At 65.7% G+C, this 17018-nt stretch carries 12 protein-coding genes; 11 read left to right on the top strand and 1 reads right to left on the bottom strand.

The features are described 5' to 3' along the window. Window positions 1-105: 105 nt before the first annotated feature. From ASE67_RS16905 to ASE67_RS16885, 5 genes are all read left to right on the top strand, one after another. On the top strand, window positions 106-1656 hold the full coding sequence (locus tag ASE67_RS16905) for a tryptophan halogenase family protein (protein ID WP_235511975.1): 1551 nt from the start codon (window positions 106-108) through the stop codon (window positions 1654-1656). Further along, entirely contained in the window at window positions 1653-2954 is a 1302-nt protein-coding gene (locus ASE67_RS16900) for a sugar porter family MFS transporter (RefSeq protein ID WP_055764046.1), read from the top strand. The genes ASE67_RS16905 and ASE67_RS16900 overlap by 4 nt, the downstream gene beginning before the upstream one ends. After that, the gene (locus ASE67_RS16895; protein ID WP_055764044.1) at window positions 2951-6331 is read left to right on the top strand and encodes a glycoside hydrolase family 2; all 3381 of its coding nucleotides are present in this window, start codon (window positions 2951-2953) and stop codon (window positions 6329-6331) included. The genes ASE67_RS16900 and ASE67_RS16895 overlap by 4 nt, the downstream gene beginning before the upstream one ends. 157 nt (window positions 6332-6488) lie before the next feature. Then, entirely contained in the window at window positions 6489-8555 is a 2067-nt protein-coding gene (locus tag ASE67_RS16890; protein ID WP_055764042.1) for a TonB-dependent receptor, read from the top strand. A gap of 80 nt (window positions 8556-8635) precedes the next feature. Beyond that, complete coding sequence (locus tag ASE67_RS16885; protein ID WP_055764040.1) at window positions 8636-9097, top strand: hypothetical protein; 462 nt, start codon at window positions 8636-8638, stop codon at window positions 9095-9097. Window positions 9098-9101: 4 nt separating this feature from the next. On the opposite strand, the gene ASE67_RS18330 is transcribed toward ASE67_RS16885, so the two are convergent. Further along, a complete protein-coding gene (locus ASE67_RS18330; protein ID WP_156348686.1) occupies window positions 9102-9611 on the bottom strand; it encodes a hypothetical protein in 510 nt (169 codons plus the stop codon). A gap of 121 nt (window positions 9612-9732) precedes the next feature. Between ASE67_RS18330 and ASE67_RS16875 the strand changes: the two genes are divergently transcribed. The 6 genes from ASE67_RS16875 (at window position 9733) to ASE67_RS18320 (ending at window position 16951) form a co-directional block, all read left to right on the top strand. Continuing rightward, complete coding sequence (locus ASE67_RS16875; RefSeq protein WP_055764036.1) at window positions 9733-10158, top strand: DUF1795 domain-containing protein; 426 nt, start codon at window positions 9733-9735, stop codon at window positions 10156-10158. 13 nt (window positions 10159-10171) lie between these two features. After that, window positions 10172-14659 (top strand): RHS repeat-associated core domain-containing protein, encoded by a 4488-nt coding sequence (locus tag ASE67_RS16870; protein ID WP_055764034.1) that lies wholly within the window; start codon window positions 10172-10174, stop codon window positions 14657-14659. 13 nt (window positions 14660-14672) lie between these two features. After that, a complete protein-coding gene (locus ASE67_RS17900) occupies window positions 14673-15200 on the top strand; it encodes a DUF4303 domain-containing protein (RefSeq protein ID WP_082457228.1) in 528 nt (175 codons plus the stop codon). A gap of 148 nt (window positions 15201-15348) precedes the next feature. Then, window positions 15349-15936, top strand: coding sequence for a hypothetical protein (locus ASE67_RS18325; protein ID WP_156348684.1), 588 nt, complete (start codon window positions 15349-15351; stop codon window positions 15934-15936). Between the two features lie 82 nt (window positions 15937-16018). Next, window positions 16019-16594, top strand: a complete 576-nt coding sequence (locus ASE67_RS16865; RefSeq protein WP_055764032.1) for a hypothetical protein — start codon at window positions 16019-16021, stop codon at window positions 16592-16594. 57 nt (window positions 16595-16651) lie between these two features. Further along, complete coding sequence (locus tag ASE67_RS18320) at window positions 16652-16951, top strand: NTF2 fold immunity protein (RefSeq protein ID WP_156348683.1); 300 nt, start codon at window positions 16652-16654, stop codon at window positions 16949-16951. The last annotated feature ends 67 nt before the right edge of the window (window positions 16952-17018 follow it).

Below are 17018 nucleotides of genomic sequence, written 5' to 3'. Positions count from 1 at the left end.
TCGCCACACCTCACGCGTCACCCCCGCGCAGGCGGGGGTCCAGGGCCTCATACGCCAACGCTGTTCTGCTTGGCTCTGGACCCCCGCCTGCGCGGGGGTACGGTGGTGAGCGATACGAACGCCACGGGCGACACGGGCGAACAGGGGGGAACGATGCCGCACGAACCGGTTCGATCGATCGTCATCGTCGGCGGCGGCACCGCCGGGTGGATGGCGGCGACCTATCTCGCGCGGCGGCTGACCCATCTGAACCTGTCGATCACCGTCATCGACAGCGCGGCGATCGGCACGGTCGGCGTGGGGGAAGCGACGGTGCCCGCGATCCGCGATTTCCTGTCGGCGATCGAACTGGGTGAACCCGATGTGCTGCGCGAGACCGGCGGCACGATCAAATACGGCATCCGCTTCGATGGCTGGGGCGGGGAGGCGCATCGCTTCTTCCACCCGTTCGGCCTGTACGGCGTGGGCGCGGGCGGGGTCGCGTTCCATCAATACTGGCTGAAGCTCCACGCCGCCGGGCGCGCCGGGCTGATCGGCGATTATTGCCTCGCGACGCAGCTGGCGCGCAACGGGCTGTTCCTGCCGCCCGCCGACCGGCCCGCCAACGACCTGGGCGTGTTCAACTTCGCGCTGCATTTCGATGCGGCGAAGTTCGCGGCGCTGCTGCGCCGCCTGGCACTCGCCAACCGCGTCGCGCATCTCGACGGGCGGATCGAACAGGTCGCGACCGATCCGGCGCGTGGGCATGTCACCCACGTCACGCTCGACGACGGACGCGAGATCGCCGGCGACCTGTGGATCGACGCGTCGGGGTTTCGCAGCCTGTTGCTGGGCGAGGCGCTGGGCGTGCCCTATGTCGACTGGCGCCACTGGCTGCCGTGCGACCGCGCCGTCGCCATTCCGTGTCAGGCCGCGCCGGGCGATCCCGTCCCTTATACCGTCGCCACCGCGCGCAAGGCAGGGTGGCAATGGCGCATCCCGCTTCGCCACCGCATCGGCAACGGATCGGTCTATTGCAGTGATTTCCAGTCGGACGGCGATGCCGAGGAGGCGCTGATCGCCAGTCTGGAGGGCGCACCGCTGGCCGACCCCAACCGGCTGCGTTTCACCACCGGCCACCGCGAGCGGTTCTGGTCGGGCAATGTCGTTGGCCTCGGGCTGGCGTCCGGCTTTCTGGAACCGCTCGAATCCACCAGCATCTCGCTCATCCAGTCGGGCCTCGAACGCTTCGTCGCGCTGTTCCCCAACAAGGACTGCGACCCGCGCCTTGCCGCAACCTATAACCGGCAATCGGTGCTGGAGTTCGAACGGCTGCGCGACTTCCTGTTCCTCCATTACCTTGCCAATGGTCGGGACGAACCCTTCTGGCAGGCGATCCGCGCGGTCGAACCGCCAGAACCCTTGCAGATCAAGCTGGACGCATGGCGTTCGGGAGGAGAATTCGTGCGCAACGAGTGGGATACGTTCCAGGACCCGAGCTGGCTGAGCCTCTATGCGGGGTTCGGCGACCTGCCGCAGCGCCATTCGCCGCTGGCCGATGCCATCCCCGCCGACACGCTGGCCGACAGTTTTGCGCGGATGCGCGAGGCGATCGGGAAGACGTTGGCCCATGCCGAACCGCATGGGGTGTTCCTGAACCGGGTGGCGGGCGCATGAGCGGCGCCACCCACACCCGCGCCGTCGTCGCGATGAGCCTTGGCGGGCTGTTGTTCGGGTTCGACACCGCCGTCATTTCGGGCGTGACCGATGCGCTGCGCAGCAACTATGCGCTCTCTGAAGCGGGGCTGGGCCTTGCCGTGTCCGCAGCACTCTGGGGCACGCTGGTCGGGGCGTTGTTCAGCGGCGCGCCGGGGGACCGTTGGGGCAGCCTGGCCGTGCTGCGCGTCATCGGCTTCCTCTATGTCGTCTCCGCGATCGGGTGCGCCATCGCCACCACGCTGACCGGCTTCGTCGCGTTTCGCGTGCTTGGCGGTCTGGCGATCGGCGCGTCGTCGGTGCTGGTTCCGGTCTATATCGCCGAGATCAGTTCGGCGAAGCGGCGCGGGCTGCTGGTCGGGCTGTTCCAGTTCAACATCGTCGCGGGCATCCTGATCGCCTATCTCAGCAACTATCTGGTCGCGCAGGCGGTCGCGCCTGACATCGCGTGGCGGTGGAAGCTGGGCGTGGCGGCGGTGCCGGCGGCGCTGTTCCTGATCCTGCTGACCGGCCTGCCGCAGAGCCCGCGCTGGCTGAGTGCGCGCGGGCGGAGCGACGACGCGGACCGCGCCGCCGCGCGGCTTGGCCTCGACGCCATTCCGGCGGGGGAGGGTGGCGGCACCGGGCGGCTCGACTGGCGGCTGCACGCCACGCCGATCCTGCTCGCCATCGCCATCGGGCTGTTCAACCAGCTGTCGGGGATCAACGCGATCCTCTATTACCTCAACGACATTTTCGCCGCCGCCGGGTTCACCGGCGTGTCGGGTGACGTACAGGCGATCGCGATCGGCGTCGCCAACCTGATCGCGACCGTCATCGGCATGGGCGTGATCGACCGGGTGGGGCGCAAGCCGCTGCTGATCGGTGGCGGCCTCATCACCGCGATCGCGCTGGGCGGGGTCGCCTTGGTCTATATGGGGGCGGCATCGCCCGCACTGCTGCTGCCGCTCCTCATCCTGTTCATCGCCGCCTTCGCCATGTCGCAGGGTGCGGTGATCTGGGTGTATTTGAGCGAAATCTTCCCGACCGACGTGCGGGCGCGCGGACAGGCGATCGGCAGCGCGACGCATTGGGTCGCCAATGCGGTGCTGTCCTTTGCCTTCCCGCTGGTGGCGCAGTGGGACCGCGCCTTGCCCTTCTGGGGCTTTGCCGCCGCGATGCTGGTGCAGGCGCTGCTGGTCTGGCGCTTCTTTCCCGAAACCCGTGGCCGCGATCTCGAAACGATCAGCGCCGACCTGACGAAAAGGACTTCCGCATGAAACTGGGCATCATAGCCGCGCTGCTGGCCAGCGTCGCCGGGGCAGGCATCGCCGGGGCACAGGTGCCGGTGAATCGCGGGCCGTACAATGCCAGCTTCCTGCCCGGCGGCATCGGCATCGAACGCCCGGTCGAGGGGCCGGTGACGCAGGCCGGTGCGCCGTACAGCGTGACATTGTGGGTGAAGGGCGATGCGCGACAGGCGGGTATGGTGCCGCTGGTGGCGCTGGGCGACGCACGGGTGTTGGCGCTCCGCGACGGGCGGCTGACGCTGACCGATGGCAGCGCCACGCTGACCGGCCCGGCGATCGCCCCCGGCCGCTGGACGCAGGTTGCCGCCGTGTCCGACGGCACGCGCGCGACGCTGTATGTCGACGGTCGCCGCGTCGCGACCGGGGCGGCGCGGTCGGCTGCGACCGCCGGCGTGCTGCACGTCGCGCGCGCGGTGCCGGGCCAGCCCCATTTCGGCGGTACTTTGGTCGGCGTGACGCTGCACGACCGCGCGCTGTCGGCCGCCGACATCGCCGCGATGCCGCGCCCCGACTTCGCCAATGTCCAGCTATGGGAGGTCGGCGTCAGCTGGCCGTTCCAGAAACAGGCCAATATCGGCCTGACCCAGCAGCAGGACGCATGGACCCTGCCGCAGACCAAGGGCGACGCCTATAGCGCGCCCACGTCCAAGCCGCTGCCGACCGCCCCCGCCATGCAGCCGACCGCGCCAGGCCGGTGGCAGATCAATGGCTGGCAGCTCGCCGCCGCGCCCGATGTGGCGGGCGACGGCGCCACGCTGTCGCGGCCGGGCAATCCCAAGGGCGACTGGCGCGCGGCGACGGTGCCGGGCACGGTGTTGCAGACGCTGGTCGACCGCGGCGTCTATCCCGATCCCTATTATGGCCTCAACAACCTGAAGATCCCGGAGAAGCTGGCGCGGCAGGATTACTGGTACCGCACCCGCTTCACCGTGCCGGCGGAAGCGGTGGGCCGGAAGCTGACGATCGTGTTCGGCGGCATCAACTATGCCGCCGACATCTGGCTCAACGGTGCGAAGCTGGGCAGCACGCGCGGCGCGTTCATTCGCGGCCAGTTCGATTTCGTGCCCCAGGCGGGCGAGAATGTGATCGCGGTCAAGGTCTCGCCGCCGCCGCACCCCGGCATCCCGCACGAACAATCGGTCAGCGCGGGCGTCGGCGAAAATGGCGGGCAGCTGGCGATCGACGGCCCGACCTTCGTCGCGACCGAGGGGTGGGACTGGATTCCGGGCATCCGCGACCGCAATACCGGCCTGTGGCGGCCGGTCGAGCTGGTCGCGCACGGCAACGTCCGCATCCTCGACCCCCATGTCGTCACCGACCTGCCGCTGCCGCGCACCGACCGCGCCGACGTGCTGGTGACCGTACCGATCGACAATAGCGGCCCGGCGACGCAGGTCACGGTGAAGGTCGCGTTCGAAGGCGTCGCGGTCGAAAAGAGCGTGACCGCGCCGACCGGGCGCAGCGAGGTGCGCTTCACCCCCGCCGATTTCCCCGCGCTCCGCGTCGCCAATCCGAAATTGTGGTGGCCCAACGGCTATGGCGACCCGCATCTCTATCACGCGACCTATCAGGTCAGCGACGCCAGCGGCGTGTCGGACAGCAAGGCGCAGCGCTTCGGCATCCGCGAGGTCAGCTACGACCTGTCGCTGTTCGATGCCGCCGGACGCTTACGCCGCGTCAACGTGCAGACCACCGATGGCGGCCTGTCGGGCCAGAAGCTGATCGACGTCCGCCACGGTGCGATCAAGCAGTCGCCGACCGGATGGGCGGAATCGCTGACGCCTGCGGGGGAAGTGTCGCGCGCGGTCACCCCGATCGCCGAAACCCTGCCCGAACCGCATCTGGCCATCCGGGTGAACGGCGTGAAGATTGCCGCGCGCGGCGGCAACTGGGGCATGGACGATGCGATGAAGCGGGTGAGCTATGCCTGGCTCGCCCCCTTCTTCCGCCTCCAGCGCGAGGCGCACATGAACGTCATCCGCAACTGGATGGGGACCAATACCGAAGAGGAATTCTACGACCTGGCCGATGAGAACGGCATGATGGTCCTGAACGATTTCTGGCAATCGACCCAGAATTTCCAGATCGAGCCGGACGATGCATCGCTGTTCCTCAGCAACGCGCGCGACACCATCGCCCGCTATCGCAACCACCCGTCGATCATCCTGTGGTTCGGCCGCAACGAAGGCGTGCCCTATCCGGCGCTGAACGAGGGGCTGGACGATGCCGTGTTCCAGCTGGACGGCACGCGCTGGTTCACCGGCAGCTCGAACGTCGTGAATTTGCAGGGGTCCGGCCCGTATAACTACCGCGCACCGGAGGGGTATTTCACCGATCTCGCCACCGGTTTCTCGGTGGAGACGGGCACGCCGTCGCTGTCGACGGCGGAATCGATCGCGTCCTATGTGCCCGCCGCCGATCGCTGGCCGCTGGGCGACGTGCTGGCCTATCACGACTGGCATTTCGCCGGGAACGGCGACACGAAGACGTTCATGCAGACGCTGGCGACGATGTTCGGTCCCGGCCGCGACTTCGCCGATTTCGAGCGCAAGGCGCAGATGATGAACCTCGAAACGCACAAGGCGATGTACGAGGGGTTCCTGGGCCATTTGTGGACCAAGAATAGCGGGCGGCTGCTGTGGATGACGCACCCGGCCTGGCCGTCGAATGCGTGGCAGATTTATTCGTGGGATTACGACACCCACGCCGCCTATTACGGGGCGAAAAAGGCCGCCGAGCCGCTGCATGTCCAGCTGAACCTGCCGGGCAATGAACTGGTGGTGCTGAACACGACGCAGGCCGATGCGAAGGGGTTGACCGCGACCGTGCGCGTCGTCGGGCTGGACAATGCGCAGCTGTTCACGCGGACGGACCGCGTCGACGCGCTGGCCAACCGCGCGACGCCGCTCAGCCCCGTGCCGCTCGACCGCCTCTATACGGCGCATCCGGTGGTGCTGGTCCGGCTGACGCTCAACGATGCGGCGGGCCGGCGGGTGTCGGACAATTTCTACTGGCGCGGGCGCGATGCCGCTTCGTACCAGGCGCTGAACGGCCTTGCCCCCGCCACCCTCACCGCGCGGATGGCGGCCCCGGTGGTCGACGGCAGCGACCGGATGGTCACGGTCGACCTCGCCAATGACGGCCAGGTGCCCGCGCTCAACGCCAAGCTGACGCTGCTCGGCCCCGACGGCAAGCGCATCCTGCCCGCCTTCTACAGCGACAATTACGTGGCCCTGCTGCCGGGCGAGAAACGGACGATCACCATCCGTTATCCGGCCACCGTCATCGCCGCACCCGGCGTGACCTTGCGCGGGTGGAACATCGCGGAGGTACCAGTCGCGCGCTGATCCTGCCGGGCAGACCCGGCCTGCTTCCATGACGTACCCCCGCCAGCGCGGGGGTACGTACCTTGGGGCAGCGATCACCGCGATCGTTACGCTCCCGCTTGCATCCTGCGAATGCTACTGATAACTACTCTCAACATCATTTGATGGGGGAGTTTCCATGTCGTTTCCGTTCGTCGTCGCGGCACTGGCCGCGGCGGCTCCCGTCGTCGTGCCCGGCATGCCCGAGGCCGATCCGCAGGAGATCGTCGTCACCGGCACCGCCGGCGACAACGGCTATGTCCCGCAGGACAGCGCCATCGCCAAGACGCCGGCACCGCTTCGCGACCTGCCGCAATCGGTGGCGGTGGTGGGTGCCGAGGTGCTGCGCGACCAGCGCGCGCTGTCGGTGCAGGACGCGCTGAAGAACGTCGCCGGGGTCGGCTTTGCATCGGGCGACGGCCAGCGCGACCAAGTGACGATCCGCGGCTTTTCCGCGATCGCCGACCAATATGTCGACGGCTTCCGCGACGACGGCCTGTATTTCCGCGACCTGTCGAACGTCGAGCGGATCGAGGTGGTGAAGGGCCCGGCGGCGGTGCTGTACGGGCGCGGATCGTCGGGTGGCCTCATCAACCGCGTGACGAAGAAACCCGATGGCGACGTGACCAGCGCGGCGATCAGCGGCGGGTCGTTCGGCAATGTGCGCGGCGAGTTCGATATCGGCCGGGTCGATAGCGACAGCGGCGTCGGCGTGCGGGTGACCGGCGCGTACCAGGACAGCGACAGCTTCCGCGAACAGGGCCTGCTGCGCCGCACCGCCATCGCGCCGTCGTTCGTGTTCGGGCGGGGCAAGGCGACGTCGCTGCTGGTACAGGCCGATTACCTGGCCGACCGGCGGGTCAACGACTTCGGCATCCCGGCGGTGAACGGTCGCCCGGTCGCGGTGAACCCCCGGACCTATTATGGCGCGGCCAATGCCCGCACCGCCGATGCCGTGCGCTCCGAAGTGCTGGGGCAGGGGGCGACCGTGCTCCACCGCTTCTCGGACAGCCTGAGCTTACGCAACGGCTTTCGCCACTATGGCTACCGCCTGCGCCGCCGCAATACGATGCCGAGCGCCGTGAACGCCGCCGCGCGCACCGTGACGCTCAGCCATGGCGGCATCGACCGCACCGAGGATGGCTGGTCGAACCAGACCGAGCTGACCCAGCGCGCAACCATCGCCGGCATGGACCACAGCATCCTGTACGGCGTGGAGATCGCGCGACAGGTGAAGGATGCCCGGACCATCGCCACCCGCGTCGTCGCGGTCACCTCGCTGCTCGACCCGGTCAACCCGGTGGTCGACAATGCGAGCTTTACCGCGCTGTCGGCGAACCAGCGCAACCGGCTCGACACCACCGGCCTCTATGTCCAGGACCTGATCGATATCGGGCATGGGTTCAAGGCACTGGTCGGGCTGCGCCACGACATCTATCGCCAGCGCACCGATCAGCGGCTTGCGGGCCAAGCCGATTTCGCCCGCACCGATCGCAACTGGAGCCCGCGCGCCGGCCTCGTCTTTCAGCCCGACGATGCGCAATCCTATTATGCATCGTGGAGCCGCAGCTTCCAGCCTTCGGCCGAGCAGTTCGGCCTGGCGGCGACCACGGCCGACATCGCCCCCGAAGAGACGACCAACCGCGAGATCGGCGCGAAATACACGCTCTTCGGCGGCCGGTTGGGGCTGCAGGCGGCGGGCTTCATCCTGCGGCGTACCGGCATCAAGGGCACCGATCCCGTGACGCAGGCCGTGCTGCCGATCGGAACGCAGCGCACGCGCGGCATCGAGCTGTCGGGGCAGTTCGACCTGGGTGGCTGGCGCGCGGTCGCGGGCTATGCGTATCTGGATGCAAAGATCGTCGCCTCGGCCACGCCGTCGCTCATCGGGCGCGGCGCGACGCTGACGCCGACCCATCAGGCGAATGTGTCGCTGGTGCGCGATTTCGGCCGGTTCGGCCTTGGCGGCGGCGGCAATGTCGTCGGCGATCGCTGGGCCGACCCGGCGAACACGACGACGCTGCCGGGCTATGTCACCGCCGATGCGCTCGCCTGGGTCGATGTCGCCCCGGCGATCCGGGTGCAGGTCAACGGCTACAACCTGTTCGACCGCCGCTACATCGTGGCGGGCCATGGCAGCTCGCCGCTGCTCAACATGCCAGGTAGCCCGCGATCGGTGCTGGCGACGGTGCGCCTCACGCTATAGCATCGCGCGCCAGACAGGTCTGTCCACCGGCGGGCCAGGGGTGTCGATGTGTCGACATGTCTAATGATCGAGGTGACGCTATGGCAGGCAGCGCGCGTATCCTGGCCCTTCTCCTCCTGCCCCTGCTCGCAGCGGCACCCGCCCCGGCGACCAGCGTCCGCTGCCGCATCGCGGTGGAGGGCGGGCCGGTCATGGGGGGCTGGGCCGGCGGATGCCGCGCCGGGCTGGCCGACGGACTGGGCGCCGGGCGGGTGCGCTTCGCAGATGGCGAGACGGGCGTGCTCGCCGGGCGCGCGCGAAAAGGCCAAGGGGTCTTAGGGATCGCCCTGCTGGATGAGGGCGGCTTCAGGCTGGTTGCCGCCGTACCGGAGCCGGCAACCCCGATGATGGATCAGGCCTCGGCGACATCCGAACGCGCCTTCCAGAACAGCTTCGCCGGCGCCGCCACCGCCGCCGAGGCGCACCGCCGCGCGGGCAATGCCGCGTCGGCCCGCTATTACCGGCAGTTGCGGGTTCGGCTCATCAACGGTCAGCCGGAATAGCGCGTCAGTGCACCGTCCCTGCGGCACGGTCGACACCGATCAGCTTCGGATCGATATCCAGATGGCGCACTGCCTTCTCGACGATCTTGGTGGTGAACGGCGGGAACTTGGTCGACAGGACGGGGTACCGCGCGATCTCTTCCTCAGTTGCCGGCCGCTTGCTCCGACCATTCGCAAGATCGATAAGCTGATATACCGGCCGTGACCGCATAATGAACAACGCGACGTCGGGATGGACGTCGTTGGGCATATGGTGCGGTGTAAGCTTCCATTGCTTATCGGGCATCTCCTTCAAGCGACTGAATTCGGCACCGCTGACTAGCATGTCACGCAGCACAATGGGTACTGCCGATATATTGGCTGGCACGTCATTCATATCACAAACCAAGTCGAACAAATTGACGATTATCCCTGCCTGCTTGTCAATCAGCGTAACGTAACCGAATGCATACCCCCCTTCGTATAGCGGGACGTAGAAAATCTGCCCCACGACCGGCCGGTCCCTACCGCTCATCCGCAACCTCCATCCACGTGCATCCGGTCCAAATCAGGCGGTTATTTGCAACAAGGGTAGGCGCAGCCGGTTCGAGCCGCTACCTAGACGTGTAACGATCGACAGCGGAGAGAGACCACGCATGGCGTATCGGATTGCTGAAGGATCGCTCGCCGCGCCGATGCCGTGGCAGGATCAGAGCATCAACGTGCTGCTGCCCCGCGACGCCAAGGTCATGGGCACCAGCCTCGTCATCGCCCGCGACCGGTTGCCGATGGGGATGACGTTCCAGGACTATGTGATCCAGCAGCGCCAGAATTTCGCAGCGCAGCTTGCCGGGTTCGAGGCGATCGCCGACGCCCCCGGTCGCATCGACGGGCATGAGGCACATTTCATCGAACTTGCCTGGAAGACCGACGGGAAACCGATCCATCAGGTAATGGCCATGGTATTGCACAGCGACAATGCGATCCTGAACTTCACCGGGTCGATCCCGGGGGGGCTGGAGGTCGAAACGCGCGACGCGCTGATCGCCGCGATCACCTCGTTCAGCTTCGCCGCCGCATAACGGACGCGACGGCGTGACGGGACCCGCGACCCCCGCCCCGACGCCCACCGCCGACGCGAAGCTCAGCGACCTGCGCGACCGGACGGCGGCGTCGAGCAACGCCGGCACCGTATCGGCGATCGCCACCACCGGCCATGTCGTATCGGGCGGGATCGTCGCGGCCGGCGCCGCATCGGCCGGCATGTCCGGCGGGATGGCCGCGGTTAAATGCTTCGCCGGGCGGATCGCCGCGCCGATCGCAGGGGCAATGGCGGGGGCGGCGCTTGCCGAAGCGGTCCATGCGGACGAGGCAGCCTTCTGGGTAGCAAAACAATTCGGCGCGAAACGCATCGCATCGCCCGGACCACAGCCCGCGCATATTGAACACCAGATCGCGCACGACAATACCTTCAACGGCCTGCTCGCCGGGATCGCGGCCGGGATCGTCGTCGGCGCGGTGGTGGCGGTCAGCGCGGCGGCGATCATCGGCACGGCGGGCATGGCGGCACCGCTGGTGGGCGCGGCGGTCGCGTTCGGCGCGGGCGCGGCGGGCGGCTTCGTCACCACCGCCATCGCCGGTGCCGGTGCCAAGACCGCCACCCTGTCCGGCCCGATCAACACCGGGTCCCCCAACGTGTTCCTGGAGGGGAAGAAGGCCGCGCGCGTCACCGACACCGCCGCCTGTACCAAGCATCCCGGCACCCCGCCCTCCGCGATCATCGAGGGCAGCGAGACGATCTACATCAACAGCCTGCCCATGGCGCGGATCGGCCACAAGCTGTCGTGCGACGCCGTGGTGCAGGAAGGGTGCACGACGATCTTCGCCGACAATACCACCGGCAGCTATGGCACGCCCGATGCCGCGCTGTCGGTCGCCGAACAGCTGCTGCTGTCGGTCGCCGAGGTCGCGGGCATGCGGTCGGCGACGCGCAAGGGCGGGCTGCTCGACGGCCCGCTGCGCCGGCTGTTCGGTGAGCCGGTCGATGTCGTCACCGGCGACTATGCCGATGCGCGCACCGATTTCGAATATCCGGGGCTGCTGCCGCTGCGCCTCGATCGTACCTATCCGGGCAGGATGCGGGTCGAAGGGGCGCTGGGCCCGCGCTGGATCTGCAACTGGTCGCAGCGGCTGCTGCTCGACGCGGCGGCGGGGACCGTCCTGCTGGAGGATGCCGGGGGACAGCGGCTGCTGTTCGCGATCGGCGACGACGCCCATGTCGATGCCCGCCACCTGAAAGCGCCCTATTACCACCTGACCGGCACGCACGATGCCTTGCGCCTCTACGACAGTCGCAGCCAGCAATTCCTGTTGTTCGCGCCCACCCGCGATCCCGCGATGCTGTTGCTGGCCGGAATCGAGGATCGCAGCGGCAACCGCATCGCCTTCGCCCGCGATGCCGAGGGGCGGCTGCGGCAGGTCCGCGTTCCCGACGGCACGACCTTTCGCATCGACACCACGCCGCAGGGCTGGATCAACGCGCTGTGGATGGAGGGCGAGCGCGAGCCCGTCGTCCGCTATCGCTATGACGCGGGCGGGCAGCTGCTCGACGTGCTGGGCAGTTTCACCGGCGAATTCCATTATCGTTATTCGCGCGAAGGCTGGCTGAACGGGTGGCAGGACAGCGGCCCGACCAGGGTCGAGATCCTGTACGATGCGGCCGGGCGGGTGACCGGCACGCGTACCGGCGACGGCATGTTCGACGACCGGTTCCTCTATTTCCCGGAACAGCGCCTGTCGCGCTATGTCGATGCGACCGGCGCGGTCACCAGCTTCCGCTACGACGCGAACAACCTGGTGGTCGAGGAGGTCGATCCGCTCGGCGCGCGCACGATCAGCGAATGGGACGCGCTGGAGCGGTTGCAGCGCCGCATCGACCCCGCCGGCCGCGAAACCCGCTTCGCCTATGACGGTGACGGCCGGCTGATCGCGCAGACCGACTGGGCCGGGCGCAGCGCGGCGTGGCGCTATGATCGGTGGGGGGCGCTGGTGGCGTTCGCCGGGCCGGAGGGTAGCGCGGCGTGGACGCGCGACGCCGCCGGCAACATCACGGCATGGACCGGCACCGACGGCATCCGGGGCACCGCCCGCTACGACGAACGCGGCGCGCTGGTCGAGGAAAGCGTCGTCGGCGCGGGCACCACCCGATATGAAAACGATGCGGCCGGTCGCCCGGTCGCACGTCACGACCCGCCGTCCGCCACCGGCGCGGCGCGGGTCACCCGCTATCGCTGGGACCGGTTCGGGCGGCTGCTCGACCACACCGATCCGGCCGGGCGCACCAGCAACTGGTTCTATGACCGATCGCCCGACAATCCGCGCGGCGCGGTCAGCCGCACGCGCATGCCCGATGGCGGCGAAATCCGCTTCGCCTATGATGGCGAAGGGCTGCTCGCCGCGCGCATCCGGGGCGACGGACAGACGACGCGCTTCGTCCATGGCGCGTTCGATACGCTGCGCCAGACGATCGATCCGATGGGTGCCACTACCCGTTTCGGCTATGACGGCACCGGCCGCCTGACGATGATTACCGATGCGACCGGGCAGGCATGGCGCTTCCGCTACGATGCCGCCGGCCGGCTAGAGGCGCAGCTCGACTGGGCCGGGCGCGAGACGCGCTATACCCGCGACGCGGTCGGCCGGGTGCTGGGCAAGCGGATGCCGGATGCGACCGAGCAGCATTTCGAATGGGACGACCGCGACCGCATCGTCCGCGTGATCGCCGGCAGCGACGCGATCACCTATCGCTACGACGATGCCGACCGGCTGACCGGGGCCACGACATGGCAGCTGGCGGAGGACACCCCCCGCCGGATCGCCGACGTCACGCTCCGCTATGACGGCAAGGGCCGGCTGATCGCCGAAGAGCAGAACGGCATCGCCGTCACCTATCGCTATGACGATGCCGGGCGCTGTATTGGCCGGACCAGCCCCAGCGGCGAAACCGCGATGCAGTTCGACGATGTCGGGCTGCTGCGCCGGTACGACAGCAACGGCCACACGCTGCGCTTCGCCCATGACCCCAGCGGGCTGGAAACACTGCGCGAAACGGCAGCGCTCGGCACGCATACCGCGTTCCAGCTGGCGCAATCCTATGACCCGGCCGGTCGCCTTGCCGAACAGCGGGCCGGGGGCGTCGCGGTCTTTTCGGGCACGCGCGAGACGCCGGACGCGCTGCTGCGCCGCTATGACTGGGATCGCACCGGGCGGCTGACCGGGATCGCCGATGGCGGATCGGTGGCGGGCACGGGCGAGACCCGCTTCCACTACAACCTGCGCGACCAGGCGGTCGGCGTCGAGCGCGGCGGGATGCGTGAGGCGTATCGCTACGACGCGCTGATGAACCTTGCCGAAGGATTGGCGGGCGAGCACCGCTACTGGCACGACTGCGTGGTCGAGGCGGGCGCCAACCGCTTCCGCTACGACGCGCGCGGGCGGATGGTCGAACGCATCCTGTCCGAACATGGCTTTCGCCCGCGCTGCTGGCGCTATCGCTGGGACGGGTTCGACCGGTTGGTCGGGCTGGAGACGCCCGACGGCGCGCGCTGGCGCTACAGCTACGACGCATTCGGCCGGCGCGTGGGCAAGGCGCTGGTCGGCGGCGGCGACGCTCCGGGAACCCGGCGGGTCGACTATGTGTGGCAGGGCATTTCGCTGGCCGAGGCATGGCACCATGCGGGCGGCGAGGACGGGCAGGACCGCCTGTCGATCGAACGCTGGCATTTCGAACCCGGTGGCCTGCGCCCGCTCGCCAAGGAGCTGGTGCCGGCCGGAGCCGATGCGCAACCGCTTGCCGCCGAGGGCGAATGGCTCCCGATCGTCGCCGACCAGCTGGGCGCGCCGCACGCGCTGTTCGGCGAGGACGGTGCGTGCCGCTGGCGCGCCGAGCCCGAACTATGGGGCCGCACCCGCACCGCCCGCGCCCTGCTGCGCGACCGGCAGGCGGGGGGCGATGCAGACGAGGCGACACCCTGCGCGCTGCGCTTTCCGGGGCAATGGGAGGACGCGGAAAGCGGGCTGCACTATAACCTCAACCGCTATTACGACCCCGATACCGGCCAGTATCTCTCCCCCGACCCGATCGGCGTGGACGGCGGGCTGCGCACCCATGCCTATGTCCATGATCCGTTGCGGTGGATGGACCCGGAGGGGTTGGCGGAATGTAATTGGGGTGCATGGTACGCGCGTCAAACCAATACCCGACCCCCGACCGGTATGCCGCGACCCCATGCCCACCATATCGTTTTCAAGGGAGATTTCGATAACATTCCTCCAATGCAAACCGCTCTAGGGCGTAGCAGGGCCGTAATGGCAAAGTACAATATCGATCCGGTCAATGATCCCGATGCCCTTATGTGGGCACCAAATCGGGGACATAGTGTCACCAATGCAAGACAGGTGGCCGACGGATTGGAAGCTGCAGATACCCGTATTTCCAGTCAGAACTTATCACCCGCCGAAGCAACCAGTGCCATGAAGGGCGAACTACAAAAAATTGGCTCATCCGTATTTGGCTGGCCTTGAGGAAGGAAGATCAATGGATTGGGAAGCTATCGAGAACCAGCTTGTACAAGCTGTCAGGCAAGCATTTGACGATTTCGTGGCCGAGAACGGGATCGATGGGCTGTATGCTCTTTGCCTATCTATCTCCGAAGACGGTATGGGCCTTGGCCTGAACGCCACTACCGAGTCCTGCTTTAACGAAAAGCTATCCAGCGAAAGCGCTATTGAAGAAATAACGCCGCAATACAAAAGTTATCTGCGCTGGTCTCCGGCGGAATGGTGTTTTGAAGGGGTTGGCGATGATATTTTTCAGCCGATAAATGATACATTTACGCAAGTCGCATTAAATGACGAAATAAACGACTCTGACTTTCTCCAATTGATCAATATTATGATTGCTTCGCTTCGTAAGCTCCGTGAATCTCAAGCAAAATTATTGCATGACATTACGCTGTTCGTTACCGTAACGGATAGTGATGAAGCGAAAGAAATAGAAAATCGCTCTGCTATCGAGATAAATCCTCCAGAATTAACTCAAAACTTCGTTTCACGCATTAGCTAAGATATATTAGAATAATAATTACAGGGAAGCATTGCTCTCTGGAATTATACTATTAAGATACGTTGCCATATAAAACTTACATCTCGAGAGTTAGCAGCAGGCTCATCTCATACAGCATTTAACACAGGCAGGTATGGGGGACAGCGCCATGAACCTGATTGAAGATATAAATTCCTTTGTGGAAGGCAAAATTTCAGCAAAAGGGCTCTGCGAAAAGGTTACGTCAAATCCCGAGGCAGAAGATAATTTCGAAGGATTTTATTCCAAGCCATATACCAACGACGGATCATTGTATTTATACATAATCAGTCAAAACTATGACAACCCAGCAACAAGCGTCAACCTGCAGGATGTTCTTACAAAATTTCTAGATTGGAAGGGTGTTTCCTACGCCCAAGACAATTCTACCCTGCAGGAATATGAGCTTATACTAAAGGCAATGCCGTCCTGGCTGAACCCTCCTGAATCCTACGTAAAAAAGATGCAGGCTAAAATAAGCGGAAACAATGCCAAAAAATCACGCGGCATCGTGAAGGATGCGATAGCACAGGATTTTATATTTCTGGGCAAACCACCAAAATGGCTGCAGTCCCCCACGTGGCTTTTCGAAGGGGAAAGGCCCCTGATATTTGTGGGGCAGTTAAGTCTGAATGGCTTAAAGCACGATACATCTCAACTGTACGTCTTTATCGATCCGGAAGACGATACGACACGTTCCATCGTTCAAACCGCGTGATGCAACACATGCACCTGCTGCCGGTGGCCAGGATGCATTGGCGGCAGGCGCAGCGAAATACGCAGGAACCCGGCACGACCCGATGACCTACGCCGAAGCAGCCCAGAACCTCGTCCGCGCGGGAGCGGAGACAGGCGTGGCGATCGCCTTGCCTCGTCCCGACCAGGCGGTTGATTGCGCCATCTTCGGTGATGCCCTTGCTCGGGAAATCGAGGCAACAGGCTATCCTGCGGGCGCCGAACTCCCGTTCATCGTGGAAGAACTCTATTTCTATCCGCTGGATGAACTGGCCGGACGTCAGGCAGGCTATCGGTATGATGCCCGCACTGGCGAGGCGTCGGCGAACTGGGACGCGAGCCATCATGTGATCGCCGACTGGACCGCCAATCCGATCAGCATCGGTGCGAACGGCGCGATCCATTATGCCCGCCACGGCGAGGGGGACTGGACCTACGCCCTGATCGCGCCCGATCTTTCCGGCTTCTTCGATCTTCTGGCCGCCTGGCTACGCTATTTCATCGTCGAACGCGGCGGCAACCTGTTCGACGACGATTTTAGCATCGACGCCGCCACCCGCGACGCGGTTCGCGATATGATACGGAAGACCACCGGACTGGACGCTTCCGATGCGGCACTTGCCCTTCTGCTGGGAGAATGATGCATTGCCCGTGGCACGCAGCGGACACTTGCAACGCTCCACCCCAGGGAATCCAGTATGACGGAAGAAGAGATTTGCCTGATATATCGCGCCTTTTCTTCGGAAATGAAAAAATGGAACGATAAATTCTATCCTCTTATGGAGGAAAATATCGCAGCGGTTAGGGGTCAGGCCATTGACGAACTCCGACCTGTTTTCGACTGCTATGTGTGGGATGATGCGACCCGGCGGGAGGACATGCTACATGCCCCTTCTGCCTGCTTTCCTTCCGACTATGATCCCGAAACTGAAACGATCGAAAAGGTCGACCTTACTCGTAGCAAGGCGATGACGTGCTCCCCATTTTCAGGCCGTTGATAAGTTAGCTTCGGTGTCCTCATGCCCGTGGCTGGGGCGGTTCGTGAACTCGGCGGGCGCCATGCCG

Source organism: Sphingomonas sp. Leaf23 (assembly GCF_001421585.1).
Taxonomy (GTDB): Bacteria; Pseudomonadota; Alphaproteobacteria; order Sphingomonadales; family Sphingomonadaceae; genus Sphingomonas.
The sequence above is the reverse complement of the archived record's forward strand: the minus strand, read 5'-3'. Positions and strand labels throughout refer to the sequence as shown.